The organism is Micromonospora sp. LZ34 (genome assembly GCF_052981855.1).
The window spans coordinates 150,456-169,992 of the sequence record NZ_JBRIQN010000002.1 but is presented as its reverse complement, the minus strand read 5'-3'; the positions used below and the strand labels follow the sequence as shown (position 1 = coordinate 169,992).

The following is a 19,537-nucleotide window of genomic DNA, read 5'->3' as shown; positions in this document are numbered from 1 at the left end:
AGACACATTGACAACCGTCAGAATTGCATACCGGGTATGCATAGGGAAGTCGAAAAGATGACCGACTTGCCAACACATCGCCCGGCCGGACGGGCATCATCGGCGGGGTGACGTCCATGAGGGAACGCATGCTCGCCGGCGAGCCGTACATCGCCGACGACCCGGCCATCGCCGCCGATCTCGACCGGGCGGCCCGGCTGATGGAACGCTTCAACACCAGCCCCGCGGCGGATCCGGAGCGCCGGCTCGCCGCCCTGCGCGAACTGCTCGGCGAGGTGGGCGAGGGCGCCTGGGTCCGGCCCCCGTTCTACTGCGACTACGGCTGGCAGATCCGGCTCGGGCCGCGCACGTTCGTCAACTACAACGCGGTCTTCCTCGACGTCGCACCGATCACCGTCGGCGCCGACGTCCAGGTCGGACCGAACGTGCAACTGCTCACCCCCACCCACCCGGTGGAACCGGAGCCCCGCCGGGCGAAGTGGGAGGCGGCCGAGCCGATCACCATCGGCGACAACGTCTGGTTCGGTGGCGGTGCGATCGTGCTCGCCGGGGTGAGCGTCGGGGAGAACACGGTGGTCGGCGCCGGCGCCGTGGTGACCCGCGACCTCCCGCCGAACGTCGTCGCGGTGGGTAACCCGGCCCGCCCGGTACGCCAGCTCGACTGACTCGATCAAGGGCTCGACCTGCATAAACAGCTCCTCGGTGGATGGCGGATCGTCCCGGAACCCGGCACTGTGGATGGTGACGTCGTCACCGGGAGGCGGGGATGGTCGGTCGCGTCCTCGAACTGCGCGTGCACGGGGTGTCCAACACCCCGCCGCACCAGACCCTGGGCCTGCGCGGCGAGCCGGGTGCGGATCCACCCCGGCCGTGGCTGGTCGCCGGTGGCCCGGTCACCGGCTTCTACCGCTCGCCGTCCGGCGGCCCGGACGACCCGGTCGTCGTCGAGGCGTACAGCTGGGGGCAGTTGACCTCCGGCGCGCGGACCGCGCGCGACGTCGAGCGGGCTCTGTGGACGCTGCTGCTCCCGTTCACGCTGGCCAACGTCGCGCTGCACGCCCGGCCGGAGATCCCGCCCGACCCGGACTCGGAGCGGTGGCGCAGCCGCTCCGGCATCACCGCCTGGCTGATCCGGCTGTTCTGCCTGAGCATGACCGGCACCCTGATGCTCACCCTGTCCGGCGTGGGCGTCGACCTGATCGGCTGGCAGTGCGTCGACCGGGACTGCCTGGCCCGCGTCCCCGGCCCGTGGGAGTTCCTCGGGCACGGCTGGTGGCGCGAGGGCGGCCGGTCGCTCGCCGTCGGCCTGCTCGTACCGCTCGGCCTGCTCACCGTGCTCGGCCTGGTCGCCTGGCGGACCTACCAGTACGAGGCGGAGATGCCCGCCGCCCCGGTCGCCCCGGTGACCGGCCGGGCACCGGCCGAGGCTCCGGCGGACGCAGCCGCCGGCGCCCCGCCCGCCGTGCCGCAGCCGAACTTCTGGCGGAACACCGACCCGCTCGGCTGGCCGGTCACCGCCGGGGAACGGGACGTGGCCGTCCGCGACCCGGCGGCGCTGCACCCGAGCGCCGGCGAGGTGGCCGACCCGCCGATCCGCAACCACAGCGGCTACCCCGACGCGCCCGAGTTCCACCGGGAACGGTCCCGGGTGGCCTGGTTGCTGCGGCGCGCGGTGCCGTCACCCCGGCGGGGGTTCGGCTAACCGGACCACCAGGTCGGCCCGGTCGGCGGTGGCCGCCACCAGGGTGGCGTTGGCCTCGTCGCTGCCCGTCGCCCAGGCCCGGGCCTGCTCCGGCGACCGCCCGTACGCCACGTGCCGGGCGGTCAGCCGGCGCAGCCGCAGCTCGACGTCGAGGTCGAGGAACCACGCCTCGTGCAGCAGCGCCCGCACCTCCTCCCAGGGGAAGTCGGGCAGCAGCAGGTAGTTTCCCTCGGTCACCACCAGCCGGACCTCGGGCGGCACCTCGATGGCGCCGGCGATCGGCTCCTCCAGGTCCCGGCGGAACGCCGGCGCCCACACCGAGGTCGGCTCCAACCGGCGCAGCCGGCGCAGCAGCGAGACGTAGCCGTTCGCGTCGAAGGTGTCCACCGCGCCCTTGCGGTCGGCCCGGCCCAGCCGGCGCAGCTCGGACTCGGCGAGGTGGAAGCCGTCCATCGGCACCAGCCGGGCGGCCGGGCCGACCGCGGCGACGATCCGCTCGGCCAGCGTCGACTTGCCGGCGCCGGGCGCGCCGGTGATGCCGAGCAGCTGCCGTGGACCGGCCTCGGCGAGGGCACGCGCCCGCGCCACCAGGTCGTCGACGGGAAGGACCCGGGCGGCCGGCATCAGTCCAGGACCGGCTCGCTGATCGCGAACCGTGCCTGCACGGTCGCCTGGACGGGCTGCGGCTGCGGGTCGAGTTCCAGCTCCGGCGGCCCGCCGGCGGCTTCCGCGTACGCCGCCCGGGCGAACATCGGCCGCTCGGTCACCCCGGCGTCGGCTAGCTCGATCAGGGCGGTCACCCGGGCGCCGAGCGCCTCGGCGTACTCGCGGGCGCGCAGCAGCGCGTCGGCGATCGCGGCGTGCCGCGCCTCCCGGTGCACCGGGCTGTCCGGGCGCAGCGACCACCAGGGCCCGGCCACCTCGACCTGGTCCTGGTCGGCCAGGCGGAGCATCAGCTCGCCGAGCGTGGTGAAGTCGGTGAGCGTCACGGTGGTGGCGACGCTGCCGTGCCAGGCCACCACCCGCTCGGTGGCGCGCCGGGTCTCCGGCCGGACCCGCAGGTCGCCAGTCTCCCGGCGCTCGATCGTCGGGCCGTACCCGTCGAGCAGCACCCGCACCGCGGCGGCCCGCTCGGCCAGCCGGGTCAGGGTGGCCTCGCGGTCGCGGTCACGGGCCGTCGCGGTCACCGTGAACCGGGCGACCTCCGGCGGCACCTCCCGGTACGCCTCACCACGCACCGCCACCACCGGCCCGTCCACCATGCCCTCACCCTAACGGCGGCCCGACCGCCATGCCTCCGATGCGGGACTGCCGGCCCGGTGCGCGGCCGTCGGTGTCGGCGGGCCCGCCGGCACCCGGGCGCGGCGCCGGGTGCCGGACCGGACCGGCCCGGTCCGCGCCGCGGACGGGCGGGTCAGGACGGCCCGGGGGCGTCCGGCTCGTCGTCGGGGCGGTGGCCGGTGTACGAGACGACGCCGGCGTCGATCCGGCATCCGGTCAGGTAGCCGCCGGCCGAGCCCAGCTCCAGCAGGTAGGCCAGCTCGGCGGCGTGGTCGCCGTCGACCGGGAAGTCCCGGCGGTGCGGGTGCAGGTCACGGTCGAGCAGGGCGGTGCGCACCGCCCGGGCCCGCCGGTAGTGCGCGACGAGCGCGTCCAGGTCGTCCGCGCGCAACGCGGCGGCCAGCTCGCCGAGGAGGGCGCTCACCTGGTCGAGCTGCCGGACCACCTGCTCACGGTTGTTGAACAGCATGTCCGCCGTACGCTTCGCCGGCGTGCCGGCCACCCGGGTGCCGTCCCGGAAACTGCCCGCGGCGAGCCCGAGCACCGCGTCGCGCACCTCCGAGCCGGCGACCGCGCCGGCCAGGCCGCCGGCCAGCAGGTGCGGGACGTGCGAGGAGAGAGCGACCACCGAGTCGTGCACCGACGGGGACATCGGCACCACCCGGGCGGCGAAGACGTCCAGCACCAGACCGACCAGCAGCCGGAACGCGGCCAACCCTTCGGTGGCCGGGCAGAGCACCCAGGCCGCCCCCTCGAACAGCGCCGGCACGGCGGCGGTCAACCCGGACCGCTCGGTGCCCGCCATCGGGTGCCCGGGCACGAACCGGTCGGTCAGCCCGTGCTCGACGGCGAACGCCGACACCGAGCCCTTGGTGCTTCCGACGTCGGTGATGACACAGCCGCCCGCGGCGTACTTGGCGACGGTGAGCAGAGTCTCCGGCAGGGTCGGCAGCGGCCCGCAGAGGAACACCACGTCGCGGTCCCGGACCGCCTCGCCGAGGTCGTCGGGGAAGGTCAGCCCCTGCCGGCGCCCCTCCACCCGGGTCGCCGCGTCCGGATCCCAGCCGGTGACCGCCACACCCGACTCGTGCAGCCGGAGCAGGATCGACCCGCCGATCAGGCCGGTGCCCACCACGGCGGCCCGCAACTGCTCACCGGGCCTGTCCACCATCACGCACCTCGGCGTTTCGGTCGGTACAAGTCGAGGACACCCCGACTCGGTTCGGCGCCGAGGATATCGCTTTTCCAGTAGCCCTTCATGGCCCACTCGCCCAGCGGTGTGAGCGTCAGCATGCCGCTGCGCGGCTGGTAGTCCTCGTGCGAGCCGCTGACCTTGTAGATCAACTCGACCTGCCCCTTGTCGTACGTCACGCCGAGGGAGGAGACCGTGGCGAAGCAGCGGGCGACGAAGCCGGGCTCGCCCCGTACCGCCGCCAGCGTGTCCGCCTCGGTCCGGTAGAGCTGCACCGAGTAGGTCAGCTCGCCGCCGCGCAGGTCGATCCGGGCCAGGCCCCAGTTGCCCGACGACGACTCGTAGACCCACTGGCCGAGCACCGGCCAGGCCCAGATCAGCAGGAACAGCCGCTGCACCACACCGCCGATCAGGGCCAGGCTGAGCGCCGAGAGGAGCACGGCCATGCCCTTGCTGCGCAGGTCGGGCAGGTCGGCGCGCTGCAACACGGCGATGTTGAGCACGCTGAAGATCACCGCGGCGGTGGCCAGCGACGCCTGCCGCACCCCGTCGATGTTCCGGTCCCGCAGCAGCGGATGGAGGTAGCGCACGCTCAACCCGCCCGCACGTCGCCGGGGAAGACCCGCCCGAGCACCTCGAGGTCGGCCAGCCCGAGGCTGCCGGCCGGGGGCAGCAGGGCCCGCTGCGCGTCCGCGCCGGCGGTCAGGTGGTCGGAGAGGTAGCTGCCCAGGTGCTTCACCCGGATGCCCTCGTACAGCAGGTTGGTGACCGCGCGGGCGAGACTGGCCGAGCGGCGGTGCTGGTCCACCGTGACGACGAAGACGTAGCGGCCGGCGAAGCCCGGCAGCGGCCGGGAGGCCAGCGAGATGATGTCGATCCGGCGGTCGGCGAACTGGGTGCACAGTTCGGCCAGCACGCCCGGTCGGGACCAGCCCGGGGTCAGCGCCATCGTGGTCTTCCAGGTCAACCCCGCGTCGTCCCCCGGGCGGGGCAGCTCGGGCCGGTCCGCCCGACCGAGGCAGACGAACCGGGTGTACGCCCTGCGATGGTCCTCCACCGCACGGTCGCGCACCCGCACCGGATACACCTCGTCCAGCCCGGGCGCGCCGATCGCGATCAGCCCGGGGCGCTCGGCGGCGGCCCGCACCGCCGCGGCGGTGCTCGGGAACTGCTCCACCGGCAGACCGCTGCCGGCGACGTAGCGGCTGCACTGGGCGAGGCCGTGCGGATGACTGCCGATCGCGGCCGGCGGGGTGTCGCCGGCCGAGGCGTACGCGTCGAAGGTGACGCGCACCGAGGTCTCTCCCCGGATGAGCAGCGGGTCCGCCCGGAAGACGATCTGGTCGAGGCTCGCCGTCACGATCCCCTCGACGGTGTTCTCGATCGGGACCACGCCGTAGTCGTACCGGCCCTCGCTGACGCCGGCGATCACGGCGGCGATGGTCGCCGCGGGCACCAGCTCGGCCGCCGCCCCGTGCAGGGCTCGGGCGCCCTGGTGGGTGAAGGTGCCCTCCGGCCCGAGGAAGCCGACCACCGTCCGCCCACCGCCGGCATCCTGGATGCCGCCGTCCATCACCGCACCCCCCACGCCGTCCCGCCCGCAGGCCGCGTCCATCCGGAGGTGCAGACTAACGTCCGCCGCCACGCTGCCGGAGCCCGCCCGCATCGACGGGAGTGAGCGGGGCCTACCGGCCGACGGCCGCCGGTCAGTCGCGGAGCCGGCCGGGAACCGCCGCGACGTGCTCGTCCGACTCGGTCAGCGCCACCCGGACGTGCTGCCCGCCGCCCGGGCCGTAGAGCGCGCCGGCGGCGACCAGGATGCCCCGGCGGGCCAGCCAGTCGACGGTCTGCCAGCAGTCCTCGCCCCGGGTCATCCACAGGTAGAGCCCGGCCTCGGAGTGCTCGATGGTGAAACCGGCGGCGGTGAACGCGGCGCGCAGCCGCTCCCGCCGGGCCCGGTAGCGCTCCCGCTGCTCGTCGGCGTGCCGCTCGTCCCGCAGCGCGGCCACCATGGCGGCCTGCACCGGCGCGGGCACGATCATCCCGGCGTGCTTGCGGACCTTGAGCAGCTCGGCCACCAGCGCCGGGTCACCGGCGACCAGCCCGGCCCGGTAGCCGGCGAGGTTGGACCGCTTGGAGAGCGAGTGCAGCGCCAGCACGCCGTCGTACGAGCCGCCGCAGACCTCGGGCGAGAGCACCGAGACCGGCTCGGCGGACCAGCCCAGCGGCAGGTAGCACTCGTCGCTGGCGACCACCGCGCCGCGCTCCCGCGCCCAGTCGACGACCTTGCGCAGGTGGGCCGCGGGCAGCACCCGCCCGGTCGGGTTGCCGGGCGAGTTGACCCAGACCAGCCGCACCCGGGGGGTCGGACCGACCGCGGTCAGCGAGTCGGTCCGTACCGTGGTGGCGCCGGCGAGCCGGGCGCCGTCCTCGTAGGTGGGGTAGCAGATGGACGGCACCACCACCACGTCGCCGGGGCCCACCCCGAGCAGGGTGGGCAGCCAGGCCACCAACTCCTTGGAGCCGATCGTCGGCAGCACGCCCAACCCGTCCACGCCGGCTCCACAGGCCCGGGCGACCCAGGCCGCGAGCGCGTCCCGCAGCGCCGGGGTGCCGGCGGTCAGCGGGTAGCCGGGCGCGTCCGACGCGTCGGCCAGCGCCCGGCGGATCACCTCGGGGACCGGGTCGACCGGCGTACCCATGGAGAGGTTGATCATGCCTTTCGGATGCGCCGCGGCCAGCGCGGCCGCGGCGTCCAGGGCGTCCCAGGTGAACTCGGGCAGCCGGGCCGAGACCGGCGCGGGGCGGTTCAGTGGCCCTCTCCGCGCGGCGGCTGGGCGGCGACGAAGGTCGCGTCCTTCTCCACCTTGCCGATCTTCGAGGCGCCGCCGGGCGAGCCCAGGTCCTCGAAGAACTCGTAGTTGGCCGCAGTGTAGTCCTTCCACTGCTCCGGGACGTCGTCCTCGTAGAAGATCGCCTCGACCGGGCACACGGGCTCACAGGCACCACAGTCGACGCACTCGTCGGGGTGGATGTAGAGCATCCGGTTGCCCTCGTAAATGCAGTCGACCGGGCACTCCTCGATGCATGCCTTGTCGAGCACATCCACGCACGGCTCGGCGATGATGTAGGTCACCGGTCTTCTCCTCCGCAAGACACGCCGCGATCACCCGCGACGGTAAGAGCCTAGTATCTCGCCGGGGAGGGGGTCGATCGTGCTCGGTCAGCAGGATGTGGGACACCGGATCGTGGTCCGCCGGATTGTGGGGATTCGCGAAGGCCGGCCCCTCTTCTCGGACGCCCTCGGCGAGCTGGTCGAGCTGAGCGAGACCCATCTCACGCTCACCACCGAACAGGGCCGGCTCCGGGTGCCCCGGGCCGAGGTGCACCGGGCCAAACGGGTGCCGCCGTCGCGCCGGCCGACCGCCGCCGCGGTGACCGCCCTCGAACTGGCCGCCGACGAGGCGTGGCCCGCGCCCACCCGGGGACGGCTCGGCGGCTGGCTGCTGCGCAGCGCCGACGGCTGGACCGGCCGGGCCAACAGCGCGCTGCCGGTGGGCGACCCGGACCGGCCGCTGCCGGCGGCGGTGGACGCGGTCGTGCGCTGGTACGCCGACCGGGGACAGCCCGCCATGGTGAACACCCCGCTGCCGCTCGCCGCGCCGGTCGGCGCGGAACTGGACAAGCGGGGCTGGAGCAGCCGCCCGCCGGTGCTGGTGCAGACCGTGCCGCTGGCCGGGATGCCGCCCGCCCCGGAGCGTCCCGGGTCGCCGCCGGTCGAGCTGGCCACCGCGCCGTCCGCCGACTGGCTGGCGATCGCCGCCGGCCGCAAGGGCGGCCTGCCGGACGCCGCCCGGCACGTGCTCACCGCCGTGGACCAGGTCCGCTTCGCCGGGGTGTACGCCGACGGCACGCTGGTCGCGGTCGGCCGGGGCACGGTCACCGGTAAGGGACGCTGGCTCGGGCTGAGCCTGATCGAGGTGCTGCCCGAGGCGCGGCGGCAGGGCCTGGCCGGCCGGGTCATCCGGGCGCTCGCGGGCTGGGGCGCGGCGACCGGGGCCAGCCACGCGTTCCTCCAGGTCGAGCAGCGCAACACCGGGGCGGTGGCGCTCTACCGCGGGCTCGGCTTCACCACCCACCACACCTACCTGACCCGGGTCGCCCCGGACTGACCGGCCAAGGCGTGGCGAGCCGGCCGGGCCGCGGCTCGGTGCCGGCGACCCGGTCGGCCGGAACGGCCCGGGTCAGCGCCGGACCGGGCGGCGGGGCTTGGCCGTCTTGATCTCGGCATACCGCTTCAGGGTCTGCGAGCGGTGATCGAGGCCGAGCGCGGTGAGGACCAGGAAGCCGAGCAGCACCCCGGCCGCCGTGGCGGCGAGGTAGAGCCAGATCTGGGCGAAGAACGTGCCGGCGCCCCCGCCGAACGGGTTCTCCCCCACCAGCAGCGGCCCGACCAGCACGGTCAGCAGCAGCGCAAGGCCGACCCCGGCGGCCATGTCCGCGCCCCAGCGGGCCACCGGCCGGCGCCGTCCCCAGACGAACGCGAGCCCGGCCAGGACCAGACCGATCACCACGAACATCCCGAGCGACACCCGGTCGGCGGCGGTGGTGTCGTCGCCGTCGAACCCGAACCGGATGATCAGCCGGGCGACCACGTTGACCGCGAACAGCGCGACCGCGAGCACCCCGATCGCGCGCCACCGCTCCCTCATCGCACGCCTCCCGCCGTTATCGCGCCCGCCACGCGGCGGGCTTCCTGGCAGGAATACTTACCACCGGAAGCTGTGTGCCGTCAGTCCCCTCCGCGCCCCGGTGGCGGCGCGAGGATCTGCCGGAAGCCCATCACCGCGAAGGTCATCGCGCCGGCCACGATCATCGCCAACCCGACCCAGTTGTCCCCGGCGAGCAGCAGATCGCCCTCCGCCGTGCGCACCGCGGCGACCGCCATCAGCACGAACCAGGGCACCGCGGGCAGCGCCACCGCCCACCGGCGGCCGACCGCCGCGTGGACGAACCAGCTCAGCGCGACGTTCGCGCCGATCGCGACGAGCACCGAGACGCCGATCAGCTGCCCGCCGACCCGGACCGTGGCGAACAGCAGCTCCAGCACCGCGGTCGCCACCGCGCCGAGGACGGCCACCAGGCCGCCGGCCAGCCGCAGCGCCAGGTCGAGCAGCCGGTGCGACCGCCCGGGCGGCGGTGGGGTGGTCTCGTCCGGGACGACCGACATCGGCGCGGCGGGCAGGGTCACCGGAGGCCGGCCGCCGCAACCGGGGACCGGCCCGGCCCGCCGGCCACGTCCAGCCCGGCGAACAGGTCGTCCTCCCAGCCGTACGGCCCGGAGCCCGGCCCCTTCTCGCCCACCGCGAGGGTGTAGTACTCCACGCCCATGAACTCGCTGCCGAAGTTGCCGGCGATCGAGTAGAGCCAGGAGGTGGCGGGGATCTGGGTGGCGTGCGCGCGCATCGCCGCCTCCTTGGCGGCGTGCTGCTCGGTGGCGTCGATCCGGGCCGCGATCTGCTCGTCGGGGGTGCCGAAGGGCAGCTCGGAGAGGTCCTCGATGCCGGCGAAGGGATTGTCCGACGACTCGACGAAGTGGTTCATCCCGGCCTCCAGCACGCTCAGCGGCATGGCGGTCCAGTAGACCTTCGCCGGGGCGAAGCCCTCCGCGGCGGCCAGCTCGGCCGCGCGCATCGCCACCCGGTGCGCCTGGATGTGGTCGGGGTGGCCGTAGAAGCCGTTGCCGTCGTACGTGATCATGACCTGCGGGCGTACCTCGCGCATGACCTCCACCAGGTACCCGGCGGCCTCGTCGAGGTCGGCCTGCCAGAAGGCGCGGGGGTGCTCGTTGGTCGGCAGCCCCATCATCCCGGAGTCGCGGTAGCGGCCCGCGCCACCGAGGAAGCGGTGGTCGGTGACGCCGAGCGCCGCGCAGGCGTCGTTCAGCTCGGCGATCCGCCAGCCGCCGAGCTGGTCGGCCTCGGCGGCGGCGAGCTGGGCCAGCGCGGGCACGTGGATCTCGCCCTCCTCGCCGAGGGTGCAGGTCACCAGGGTGACGTGGGCGCCGGTGGCCGCGTAGTGGGCCATGGTCGAGCCGGTGCCGATGGACTCGTCGTCGGGGTGCGCGTGGACCAGCAGCAGGCGGCGGTCGGGCAGCGTCGTCACGACGGTCACTCTAACCGGCGGTTCTCCCCCGCCGGCCCCGACGCGTCCACGCAGGTCGGCCACATCACCTCCGGCGCCGCTTTACGATCTGGCCTGTGGACTTTCCGGAGCTGGCCGCCCGTACCCGCCGGTTCAGCCACGGTGCGCCGCGTGCCGTCTCCGTGGCCGACGACGGCTCCCGGGTGGTCTTCCTGCGCTCCGCCGGCCCGGAGGATCCCGCCGACGCGCTCTGGCTGCTGGACGTCGCCAGCGGCGAGGAACGCCTGGTCGCGGACCCGGCCGCGCTGCTCGGTGCCGACGCCGACGGCGGCGCGCTCGGTCCGGGCGAGCGGGCGCTGCGCGAGCGACTGCGGCTGAGCGCCGAGGGCATCGGCTCGTACGCCCTCGACGGGGCCGGCCGGGTGGCCGTGTTCGCGCTGGCCGGCCGGCTGTTCCGGGCCGACCTGGTGCACGGCGACGTGGTCGAGGTGAGCGCGGTCGGTCCGGTGCTCGACCCACGGCCCGACCCGACCGGGCAGCGCCTGGCGTACGTCACCGACGCCGCCGAGGGGGTCCGCCGGGGGCAGCTGCGGGTGGTCGAGCCGGACGGCACGGACAATCTGCTGGCCGGCGAGGACTCCGGCGTCACCTGGGGGCTGGCCGAGCACATCGCGGCCGAGGAGTTCGACCGGTTCCGCGGCTACTGGTGGGCGCCGGACGGCCGCTCGGTGCTGGCCGCCCGGGTGGACGAGTCCCGGCTGCCGCAGTGGCACCTGCACGACCCGGCCGACCCGGCGAGCCCGCCCACCACGGTCGCGTACCCCCGGGCCGGCGGGCCGAACGCCGAGGTCAGCCTGCACCTGCTCGACCTCGACGGCGGCTGGGTCGACGTGCACTGGGACCGCGAGACCTACCCGTACCTGACCTGCGTGCAGTGGGCCGACGGGGGCCCGCTGATCACCGTGCTGCGCCGCTCGCAGCAGCACGGGCTGGTGCTCGCGGTCGACCCGCGGACCGGCGAGACCCAGGTGCACGCGGAGCTGGCCGACCCGCGCTGGGTGGAGCCGATCGCCGGCACCCCGGCGCACCTGCCGGACGGCCGGGTGCTGGTCGGCGGCGAACTGGCCCACGACGGGTACGACGCGCGCTGCCTCTTCGCCGACGGCACCCTGCTCACCCCACCCTCGCTCTACGTACGCCGGGTGGTCGGCCGGCTGCCGGGCGGCTCCGGCCCGGCCGACCTGCTGGTCGAGGCGAGCGACGGCGAGCCGAGCGAGCGGCACCTATTCCGGGTGCGGACCACCATCGGCGGCGGCGTGGACGCCCGCCGGCTCACCACCGACCCGGGCTGGCACACCGGCGCGGTCGGCGGAAACGTGCTGGTGGTGGGGAGCGCGTCGCTGGACCATCCGGGCGTCCGGTGGACGGTCTGGCAGGGCGACCGGGAGGTGGGCGAGCTGCGGTCGCTGGCCGCCAACCCGCCGTACGCCCCGCTGCCGCTGCTGGAGCGGGTGACCGACCGGCGGCTGCCGACGGCGGTGCTCTACCCCGACAACCACGTCACCGGCCGCCGGCTGCCGGTGCTGCTGGACATCTACGGCGGCCCGGGGCACCAGGAGGTGGTGGCCGCGAGGGCGGCCTGGCTGGAGCGGCAGTGGTGGGCCGACGCGGGCTTCGCGGTGGTCGTGGTGGACAACCGGGGCACCCCGGGGGTGGCCCCGTCGTTCGAGAAGGCGATCCACCGGCGGCTGGCCGACGTGATCCTGCTCGACCAGGTGGACGCGCTCACCGCGCTGGCGGAGAAGCATCCCGACCTCGACCTGGGCCGGGTGGCCGTGCGGGGCTGGTCGTTCGGCGGCTGGCTGGCCGGGCTGGCGGTGCTGCGGCACCCGGAGCTGTTCCGGTGCGGCATCGTCGGCGCGCCGGTGACCGACTGGACCCTCTACGACACCGCGTACACCGAGCGCTACCTGGGCCTGCCCGACGACGGGATGGACGTCTACGCGCACCACTCGCTGGTGGAACTCGCCGCCGAGCCGGTGACCGACCCGGAGCAGGCCCGGCCGCTGCTGCTGGTGCACGGCCTGGCCGACGACAACGTGGTGGCCGCGCACACGCTGCGGATGTCGGCGGCGCTGCTGGCCACCGGGCGGCCACATGCCGTGCTGCCGCTGACCGGGGCCACCCACATGGCCGCCGGCGGCACCGCCGAGCGGCTGCTGAAGCTGGAACTGGACTTCCTCCGCACCCACCTGTGACCGAGCGGCAGGGCGGGACCGTGCGGGGCGGATGTACGGAGGCCCCGGTCGACGACGCTGTCGACCGGGGCCCGTCCGTGCGGTTGGTGCCTGAGGGTTACTGCTTGACGTGCGCGTTCACGAAGGACGGGTAGCCGAAGACGCTGGAGACGAAGACCCCACCGGCCTTGGAGCCGTGCACGAGGTAGGCCACGTCGACGTAGAGCGGCACGACCGGGGCGTGCTCCTTCATGATCCGCTCGTCGAGCTTGGCCCACTCCGGGCCCTGCTCTGCTGGCGGCAGGGCCAGGATCCGGTCGAACTCGGCGTTGATCGCCGGGTCGTTGAAGAACGCGCTGTTGCTGTTGCCCTCGGGCTTGATGGTGCGGCCGTCGTAGAGCACCGGCAGGATCGACGCGCCGCTCGGCCAGTCCGCCGCCCAGTTACCGATGTACAGGTCCCAGGGGTTGTCCTTCTTCTTGACCTCGTCGAGCTTCGAGTCGTCCGGGATGTTCCGGACGGTGATCTTGAAGCCGGCCCGCTCCAGGTTGCCCTTGAGCTGGGTGGCGATCTGCTGCTCGGTCGTGTTGTCGGCGACGCCGAGGACCAGCTCCGGCGTCTGGCCGCCGAGCAGCTCCTTGGCCTTCTCGACGTTGCCGTTCGCGCCCGCCGGGTAGGCGTCGTACGCCTTGAAGCCGATCGTCGACGGCGGCATCAGCGTGGTCAGCGGCGACGCGACGGTCTGCCCGCCGACCGACTTGATCAGGCCCTCCCGGTCGATGGCGTAGTTCAGCGCCTGGCGGATCTTCAGGTCCTTGACCCGCTGGTTGTTGATGACGAGCTGGTTGGCGCTCGGCGTCGGGGAGAGAATGGTCCGCTGCTTGAGCGCCGGGTCGTTGGCGACCTTGGCGACCAGCGACGCGGGCACGAAGTTCCAGGCGAGGGCGCTCTGGTCGGCGCCGTTGTCCGCGATCACCCGGTTGTTCGCGGCGTCGGCGGTCGGGCCGAAGCTCCAGACGAACTGGTCCGGGTACTGGTGCCGCACCGGGTCGGTGTTCGGGTCCCAGTGCGGGTTGCGGTCCAGGGTCAGCTGCACGCCGACCTGGTTCTTCGCGACCTTGTAGGGCCCCGACGAGAACGGCTGGTTGTCCAGGTTGACGCCGGTGTCCTTGTCCGCCGGCAGCGGCGCGGTGGTCGGCAGCGAGACCGCGAACGGCAGGTCACAGCGGGGCTTGGCGAACTCGAAGCGCAACGTCTTCGGATCCGGCGTGGTCAGCCCCGGAGGCAGCGAGGTCTTGTTGGCCTTGAAGTCCCACTTGGTGTCGAACTGCGGGCTGTCGGCCAGCCACTCCTGGATGTAGGTCGGGCCGCCCGACAGGTCCGGGTCGAAGGAGCGGGCGATGCCGTACGCGATCTCCTTGGAGGTGATCGGCCGACCGTCCTCGAACTTGACCCCGTCCTTGATCTTGAATTCCCAGACCTTGCAGTCGTTGTTGACGTTGGTGCCCGGCGTCTCGGCCAGGTCGCCGACGAGGACCAGGCCGCCCTTGCCGTCGTCCTTCCACGTGGTCAGGTACCGGGAAAACAGCGGCGACGCCATCAGGCCGGCGAACGAGTACGTCCGCTGCGGGTCCAGGTGGGAGATGGGGGTCTCCCGGATGATCGTGAAGGTGCCGCCCTTCTGGGCGCCCGGCACCTCGGCCGCCGGACCCTTGGAGTCCTTCGGGTCCGTCGCGATGACCCCGGTCTGCTGCCGGTTCGTGTCCACCGTGGTGCCCTCGCCCGTGTTCTCCGAGCACGCACCCAATGCCACAACCAGAGCGATCGCGCCGCCTGCGGCGGCCGCCACGCGTGGTCGCATCTCCTACCTCCTCCACCCAGGTGCCGCCGGGCGTGAACGCCGACGTCCCGAGGATCGTAAAGAAGAAAACCTACGAGTTGTGTAACAGTTGTCGATAAATTTCACCGCCGACCGACCGACGCACACTCGGGAGGGCGCGCCTGCCGGGACGGGCGGGTCACCCCAGCCGCACGCGGGGGTCGATGGCCGCGTAGAGCAGGTCGACCAGCACGTTGGCGACCACCACGAAGACCGCCGAGATGAGCACGGTGGCCATGATGGTGGGCAGGTCGCCGGCCCGCACCGCCTCGACCGCGGTCCGCCCCAGGCCCTGGATGCCGAAGGTGGTCTCGGTGATCACCGTGCCGCCCAGCGCCGCCCCGACGTCCAGGCCGGCGATGGTGACCACCGGGGTGATCGCGGCGCGCAGCGCGTGCCGCCCGTACACCTTCGGTTTCGCCAGGCCCTTCGCGCGCGCGGTGCGGACGAAGTCCTCGGAGAGGGTCTCCAGCATCTGCGCTCTCGACAGCCGGGCGTAGATCGCGGAGAAGAGGAAGGCCAGCGCGACCCAGGAGAGCACCAGGCCGCTGGCCCACTTCAGCGGATTGTCGAAGATCGACGTGTAGCTCGGCACGGGCAGCAGGCGCAGGTTGTAGACGAAGACCAGCAGCAGCACCGCGCCGACGAAGTAGAGCTGCAGCGAGGCTCCGGTCAGCGAGAAGCCGATCGCGGCTCGGTCCACCCAGGTGCCTCGGCGCAGCGCCGAGACCATGCCGAGGCCGACCCCGAGCAGCAGCCAGAGGATCGCCGCCGGGATCACGATGCTCAGGGTCACCGGCAGCACCCGGGTGATGGTGTCCAGCACCGCCTCGTTGTTGACGTACGACCAGCCCAAGCAGGGCGCGTCGCACCGGCCGCCCTGCGCGCTGCCCAGGTCCCGCCCGGTGAAGATGCCCTTCATGTAACCGCCGTACTGCGTGATCAACGGGTCGCGCAGGCCCAGCTCCTGGCGGACCCGCTCCAGCCGCTCGGGGTTGCAGTTCTTCGGACACATGCCGCTGACCGGGTCGCGGGGCAGCGCGAAGAACATCAGGAAGGTCAGCACGCTCACCGCGAACAGGGTGAGCACCGCGGAGAAGAGCCGTTTGATCAGGAAGCGCGCCATCGGAAAACCCCTACCGGGACGACTTCGGGTCGAGCGCGTCGCGCAGCGCGTCGCCGAAGAGGTTGAACGCGAACACGAGCGCGAAGATCGTGATGCCGGGGAAGAAGACGAAGGCCGGGTCGGTCTGAAGGTAGTCCAGGCTCTGGTAGATCATCCGGCCGAAACTCGGCGTCTCCTCGGTCAGCCCGACGCCGATGAACGACAGCGCGGCCTCGCTGGTGATGAACTGCGGCACGGCCAGTGAGAACGACACCAGGATCGGCGCCCAGATGTTCGGCAGCAGTTGCCGGAAGAGCATGTGCGCCAGCCCGGCGCCGCTGGCCTTGGCGGCCTCCACGAACTCCCGCTCGCGCAGGGCGATCACCTGGCCGCGGACCAGCCGGGCGGTGCCGGTCCAGCCGAAGATCGCGAAGACGGCGATCAGAACCCCGACTCCGAAGGCCGGGGAGACCGCGTCGCGCTCGCCGTAGAAGCGCAGGGTCAGGGTCGGGGTCAGGGCCAGCGCGATGATAAGGAACGGCATGGCCAGGGTCAGGTCGGTGATCCAGTTGATCACCGCGTCGAGCCAGCCGCCGAGGTAGCCGGCGAGCGCGCCGAGCGCGATGCCGATGACCGCCGTGATCACAGCCGCCGCGAAAGCGATCAGCAGTGAGGTACGCAGGCCGTAGACCAGCCGGATGAAGATGTCCCGGCCGAGGTTGGGCTCCAGCCCGAAGAAGTGGTCACCGGACACTCCACCGGCGTACCCGAGCGGCATGCCGAAGCCGTCCAGCTTGTTCTGGAACTGGTCGCGCGGGCCGATCCCGTAGAGCATCTCGATCAGCGGCGCGGCCAGCGCCACCAGGACGAAGAAGACCAGCATCGCCCCGCTGACCATCGCCGTCCGGTCGCGGCGCAGCCGGAGCATCGCGAGTTGGCCGGGCGAGCGGCCGACGAAGCCCTTGTCCTTCGGCGCGTCGGCGCCGCCGCCCGAGTCGATCTCGGCCAGCGCCACGCCCTCCACCGGGGACATGCTCATCTCGACACCTCCTCGACACCCGCACCCGTGCCCGCCGCCTCGACGCCCGCGCCCGCCGGCTGCGCGCCCAGGGCGGCCTCGACAGGTCCCTGCTCCGGGAAGTGGCAGGCGGCGGCCTGGTTGCCGCCGTCGCGGGGGACCAGCGCCGGCTCCTCGGAGGCGCAGATGTCCTGCGCCTTCCAGCAGCGGGTGCGGAACCGGCAGCCCGACGGCGGGTTGAGCGGGGTGGGCACGTCGCCGGCCAGCCGGATCCGGCCGGCCGGGCCGAGCTTGGTGACGTCCGGGATCGCGGAGAGCAGCGCCCGGGTGTACGGGTGCTGCGGGCGCTCGTAGATGTCGGCCCGGTCGCCGATCTCCACGATCTTGCCCAGGTACATCACCGCCACCCGCTGGCAGAAGTGCCGGACCACGGCCAGGTCGTGGGCGATGAAGACGAACGCCAGGTCCAGTTCGCGTTGCAGGTCGCGGAGCAGGTTGACCACCTGCGCCTGGATCGACACGTCCAGGGCGGAGACCGGCTCGTCGGCGACGATCAGCTTCGGCCGCAGCGCCAGGGCTCGCGCGATGCCGATGCGCTGGCGCTGGCCGCCGGAGAACTCGTGCGGGTAGCGGTTGTAGTGCTCCGGGTTGAGCCCGACCAGCTCCAGCAGCTCCTGCACCCGCTTCTTCACCCCGCCCGGCGGGTCGATCCCGTTGACCTGCAACGGCATCGCCACGATCCGGCCGACGGTGTGCCGGGGGTTCAGCGAGGCGTACGGGTCCTGGAAGATGATCTGCAGGTCCTGCCGCAGCGGGCGCAGCTCACGCCGGCCGGCATGGGTGATGTCCCGCCCGGCGAACTCGATGCTCCCGGCGGTGGGCTGCAGCAGGCGGACCAGCATCCGACCGGTGGTCGTCTTGCCGCAGCCGGACTCACCCACCAGGCCGAGCGTCTCGCCTGGGCGCACGTCGAAGTCCACCCCGTCCACGGCCCGCACCAGGCCCGTGCTCCGCAGCCCGCTGCGCACCGGGAAGTGCTTGGCCAGCCCACGCACCCGCAGCAGCGGCTCGATCGTCTCCACACTCATCGGGCGACCCCCACGTGCGCGATGTCCTCCGCGTACAAGCGGGTCCGGTCGTCGGCGGAGAGGTGACAGGCCACCCGGTGGCCGTCCGCGCCGGCCGGGCGCAGCAGCGGCACCTGGGTGCGGGACCGGTCGCCGTTGCGGTCGGCGTACCGGCAGCGTGGGTGGAAGGCGCACCCGGGCGGCAGGTTGATCAGGCTGGGCGGGTTGCCCCGGATCGGCACCAGGTCCGCGTCCGCGTCGCCGTGCAGCGACGGCACGCTGGAGAGCAACCCCCAGGTGTACGGGTGCTGCGGCCGGCGCAGCACCTGCTCGACGCTGCCGTGCTCGACCGCCCGGCCGCCGTACATCACCAGCACGTCGTCGGCCACCTGGCTGACCACGCCGAGGTCGTGCGTGATCATGATGATCGCGGAGTGGAACTCGGCCTGGAGGTCGGCCAGCAGGTCCAGGATCTGCGCCTGCACGGTGACGTCCAGCGCGGTGGTCGGCTCGTCGGCGATCAGCAGATCCGGGTCGTTGACCAGCGCCATCGCGATCATCGCGCGCTGGCGCATACCGCCGGAGAACTCGTGCGGGTACTGGTCGAACCGGCGCGCCGGCTGGGGGATGCCGACCCGGCCGAGCATGTCCACGGCCCGCTGCCGGGCCTCGCGCTTGCCGGCGCGCGGGTGGTGCACCCGGTACGCCTCGACGATCTGCTTCCCCACCGTGTAGTAGGGGTGCAGCGCGGAGAGCGGGTCCTGGAAGATCATCGCCATGTCCCGGCCGCGCAGCCGGCGTACCTCCTCCTCGGGCAGGCCGACCAGTTGGCGGCCGCCGACGAAGATCTCGCCGCTGACGGTGGTGCGCTTCGGGTTGTGCAGCCCGAGGATGGCCAGCGAGGTGACGCTCTTGCCCGAGCCGGACTCGCCGACGATGCCGAGCGTCCGGCCACGCTCCACCGCGAACGACACCCCGTCGACCGCGCGGACCACGCCGTCCTCGGTCTCGAACCGCACCCGCAGGTCGTCCACCCGCAGGTAGGGCGCGTCGGTGCCGCGCTGTTCCGGCACGCTGGGGCGGTCGTCCGGTTGCCCGGACGGCGCCGACTCCGACCTGGCCACGACCGCCTCCCTCAGTAGTGAAGAGAACCTACAGCAAAGTCCTGAGGGCGAAAATAAGCTACAGAGCCGGAAGCTGTCAGCGGCCGTCAGCGTAACGAGTCGGCAACGGCGTGAACAGCCCTCACCAGCCCATCCACCGCCGCCGTTGCCCGACACGCCGGCGCCGACGGCCGCCCGCGGTCACCCCGTCGGCTCTACTGGATGGGTGTTTCCCGCCGCCGCCCTCACGCGCCACTCACCCTGGTCCGAGCAGGACTACCTGGCCCTCGGCGAGACCGTGTGCCGGATCGAACTGGTCGATGGCGAACTGCTCCTCGGGCCCCCGCCCACCGTTCGTCACCAGGTGACCGTGGGCAATCTGCTCAGCGCGCTGGCGCCCGGATGTCGAGCGGCCGGGTTGACCCCGCTGCCGGTGATCAATCTGCGGCTGACGCCGCGGCGGATCCTCAACCCTGACCTGGTCGTCACCACCGACTTCGAATCCGACGCGCTCTGCCTGCCGGCAGCTGCCGTACACCTCGTCGGAGAGGTCTCCGCGCCGCACACCGCCACCATCGACCAGGTGCTCAAGATGCACTATTACGCCGCGGCCGGCATCGAGTGGTACCTCCTCGTGGAGCAGGAGACGCTGACCATCCACCTCTACCAACGGCAGGGTGACCACTACGTCGAGCGGTCGGTGACCAGGGCCGGCGAGGTGCTGGAACTCAGCGAACCTGTCCGGGCGACGATCCGGCCGGAGCAGCTCGTCCCCTGACGGATGTCGGGCGGCTCGCCTAGGGTCGGTC

The 19,537-nt window shown here is 73.1% G+C and carries 20 protein-coding genes; 5 read left to right on the top strand and 15 right to left on the bottom strand.

The annotated features are described in order from the left end of the window. Nucleotides 1-107 precede the first annotated feature (107 nt). Entirely contained in the window at nt 108-665 is a 558-nt protein-coding gene (locus ACVCAH_RS03125) for a sugar O-acetyltransferase (protein ID WP_447134510.1), read from the top strand. A gap of 101 nt (nt 666-766) precedes the next feature. After that, entirely contained in the window at nt 767-1,702 is a 936-nt protein-coding gene (locus ACVCAH_RS03120) for a hypothetical protein (protein WP_447134509.1), read from the top strand. On the opposite strand, the gene ACVCAH_RS03115 is transcribed toward ACVCAH_RS03120, so the two are convergent. The 7 genes from ACVCAH_RS03115 to fdxA form a co-directional block, all read right to left on the bottom strand. Further along, on the bottom strand, nt 1,679-2,326 hold the full coding sequence (locus ACVCAH_RS03115) for a nucleoside/nucleotide kinase family protein (protein WP_447134508.1): 648 nt from the start codon (nt 2,324-2,326) through the stop codon (nt 1,679-1,681). The two genes, ACVCAH_RS03120 and ACVCAH_RS03115, sit on opposite strands and share 24 nt — an antisense overlap. Then, the gene (locus ACVCAH_RS03110; RefSeq protein WP_447134507.1) at nt 2,326-2,964 is read right to left on the bottom strand and encodes an SIMPL domain-containing protein; all 639 of its coding nucleotides are present in this window, start codon (nt 2,962-2,964) and stop codon (nt 2,326-2,328) included. Before ACVCAH_RS03110 ends, ACVCAH_RS03115 begins: the two co-directional genes overlap by 1 nt. A 152-nt stretch (nt 2,965-3,116) precedes the next feature. Next, on the bottom strand, nt 3,117-4,154 hold the full coding sequence (locus tag ACVCAH_RS03105) for a prephenate dehydrogenase (RefSeq protein WP_447134506.1): 1,038 nt from the start codon (nt 4,152-4,154) through the stop codon (nt 3,117-3,119). Beyond that, complete coding sequence (locus ACVCAH_RS03100; RefSeq protein ID WP_447134505.1) at nt 4,154-4,771, bottom strand: hypothetical protein; 618 nt, start codon at nt 4,769-4,771, stop codon at nt 4,154-4,156. Before ACVCAH_RS03100 ends, ACVCAH_RS03105 begins: the two co-directional genes overlap by 1 nt. Beyond that, on the bottom strand, nt 4,768-5,841 hold the full coding sequence (locus ACVCAH_RS03095) for a prephenate dehydratase (RefSeq protein WP_447134504.1): 1,074 nt from the start codon (nt 5,839-5,841) through the stop codon (nt 4,768-4,770). Before ACVCAH_RS03095 ends, ACVCAH_RS03100 begins: the two co-directional genes overlap by 4 nt. Before the next feature lie 40 nt (nt 5,842-5,881). Further along, complete coding sequence (gene dapC, locus ACVCAH_RS03090) at nt 5,882-6,988, bottom strand: succinyldiaminopimelate transaminase (RefSeq protein ID WP_447134711.1); 1,107 nt, start codon at nt 6,986-6,988, stop codon at nt 5,882-5,884. Next, entirely contained in the window at nt 6,985-7,311 is a 327-nt protein-coding gene (fdxA, locus tag ACVCAH_RS03085; RefSeq protein ID WP_088992046.1) for a ferredoxin, read from the bottom strand. The genes dapC and fdxA overlap by 4 nt, the downstream gene beginning before the upstream one ends. Before the next feature lie 79 nt (nt 7,312-7,390). On the opposite strand from fdxA, the gene ACVCAH_RS03080 reads away from it, so the two are divergent. Continuing rightward, nucleotides 7,391-8,347 (top strand): GNAT family N-acetyltransferase, encoded by a 957-nt coding sequence (locus ACVCAH_RS03080; protein WP_447134503.1) that lies wholly within the window; start codon nt 7,391-7,393, stop codon nt 8,345-8,347. Nucleotides 8,348-8,419: 72 nt separating this feature from the next. On the opposite strand, the gene ACVCAH_RS03075 is transcribed toward ACVCAH_RS03080, so the two are convergent. The 3 genes from ACVCAH_RS03075 to mshB all read right to left on the bottom strand — a co-directional run bounded on the left by ACVCAH_RS03075 (nt 8,420) and on the right by mshB (nt 10,349). After that, nucleotides 8,420-8,887: a hypothetical protein gene (locus tag ACVCAH_RS03075; protein ID WP_447134502.1), complete on the bottom strand. Its 468-nt coding sequence runs from the start codon at nt 8,885-8,887 to the stop codon at nt 8,420-8,422. A gap of 80 nt (nt 8,888-8,967) precedes the next feature. After that, nucleotides 8,968-9,405 carry a hypothetical protein gene (locus ACVCAH_RS03070; protein ID WP_447134501.1) on the bottom strand — a complete coding sequence of 146 codons (438 nt, stop codon included), beginning with the start codon at nt 9,403-9,405 and terminating at the stop codon, nt 8,968-8,970. Nucleotides 9,406-9,422: 17 nt separating this feature from the next. Beyond that, nucleotides 9,423-10,349: an N-acetyl-1-D-myo-inositol-2-amino-2-deoxy-alpha-D-glucopyranoside deacetylase gene (gene mshB, locus ACVCAH_RS03065; RefSeq protein WP_447134500.1), complete on the bottom strand. Its 927-nt coding sequence runs from the start codon at nt 10,347-10,349 to the stop codon at nt 9,423-9,425. An 86-nt stretch (nt 10,350-10,435) separates the two neighbouring features. Between mshB and ACVCAH_RS03060 the strand changes: the two genes are divergently transcribed. Beyond that, nucleotides 10,436-12,577: a prolyl oligopeptidase family serine peptidase gene (locus tag ACVCAH_RS03060; protein ID WP_447134499.1), complete on the top strand. Its 2,142-nt coding sequence runs from the start codon at nt 10,436-10,438 to the stop codon at nt 12,575-12,577. A 97-nt stretch (nt 12,578-12,674) separates the two neighbouring features. On the opposite strand, the gene ACVCAH_RS03055 is transcribed toward ACVCAH_RS03060, so the two are convergent. From ACVCAH_RS03055 to ACVCAH_RS03035, 5 genes are all read right to left on the bottom strand, one after another. Continuing rightward, nucleotides 12,675-14,417: an ABC transporter substrate-binding protein gene (locus tag ACVCAH_RS03055; protein WP_447134498.1), complete on the bottom strand. Its 1,743-nt coding sequence runs from the start codon at nt 14,415-14,417 to the stop codon at nt 12,675-12,677. Nucleotides 14,418-14,574: 157 nt separating this feature from the next. Next, the gene (locus tag ACVCAH_RS03050; RefSeq protein ID WP_447134497.1) at nt 14,575-15,561 is read right to left on the bottom strand and encodes an ABC transporter permease; all 987 of its coding nucleotides are present in this window, start codon (nt 15,559-15,561) and stop codon (nt 14,575-14,577) included. Between the two features lie 10 nt (nt 15,562-15,571). After that, entirely contained in the window at nt 15,572-16,579 is a 1,008-nt protein-coding gene (locus ACVCAH_RS03045) for an ABC transporter permease (RefSeq protein ID WP_447134496.1), read from the bottom strand. After that, entirely contained in the window at nt 16,576-17,646 is a 1,071-nt protein-coding gene (locus tag ACVCAH_RS03040) for an ABC transporter ATP-binding protein (RefSeq protein WP_447134495.1), read from the bottom strand. The genes ACVCAH_RS03045 and ACVCAH_RS03040 overlap by 4 nt, the downstream gene beginning before the upstream one ends. Continuing rightward, on the bottom strand, nt 17,643-18,698 hold the full coding sequence (locus ACVCAH_RS03035) for an ABC transporter ATP-binding protein (protein ID WP_447134710.1): 1,056 nt from the start codon (nt 18,696-18,698) through the stop codon (nt 17,643-17,645). The genes ACVCAH_RS03040 and ACVCAH_RS03035 overlap by 4 nt, the downstream gene beginning before the upstream one ends. A gap of 256 nt (nt 18,699-18,954) precedes the next feature. On the opposite strand from ACVCAH_RS03035, the gene ACVCAH_RS03030 reads away from it, so the two are divergent. Further along, entirely contained in the window at nt 18,955-19,506 is a 552-nt protein-coding gene (locus tag ACVCAH_RS03030) for a Uma2 family endonuclease (RefSeq protein ID WP_447134494.1), read from the top strand. Nucleotides 19,507-19,537 lie beyond the last annotated feature (31 nt).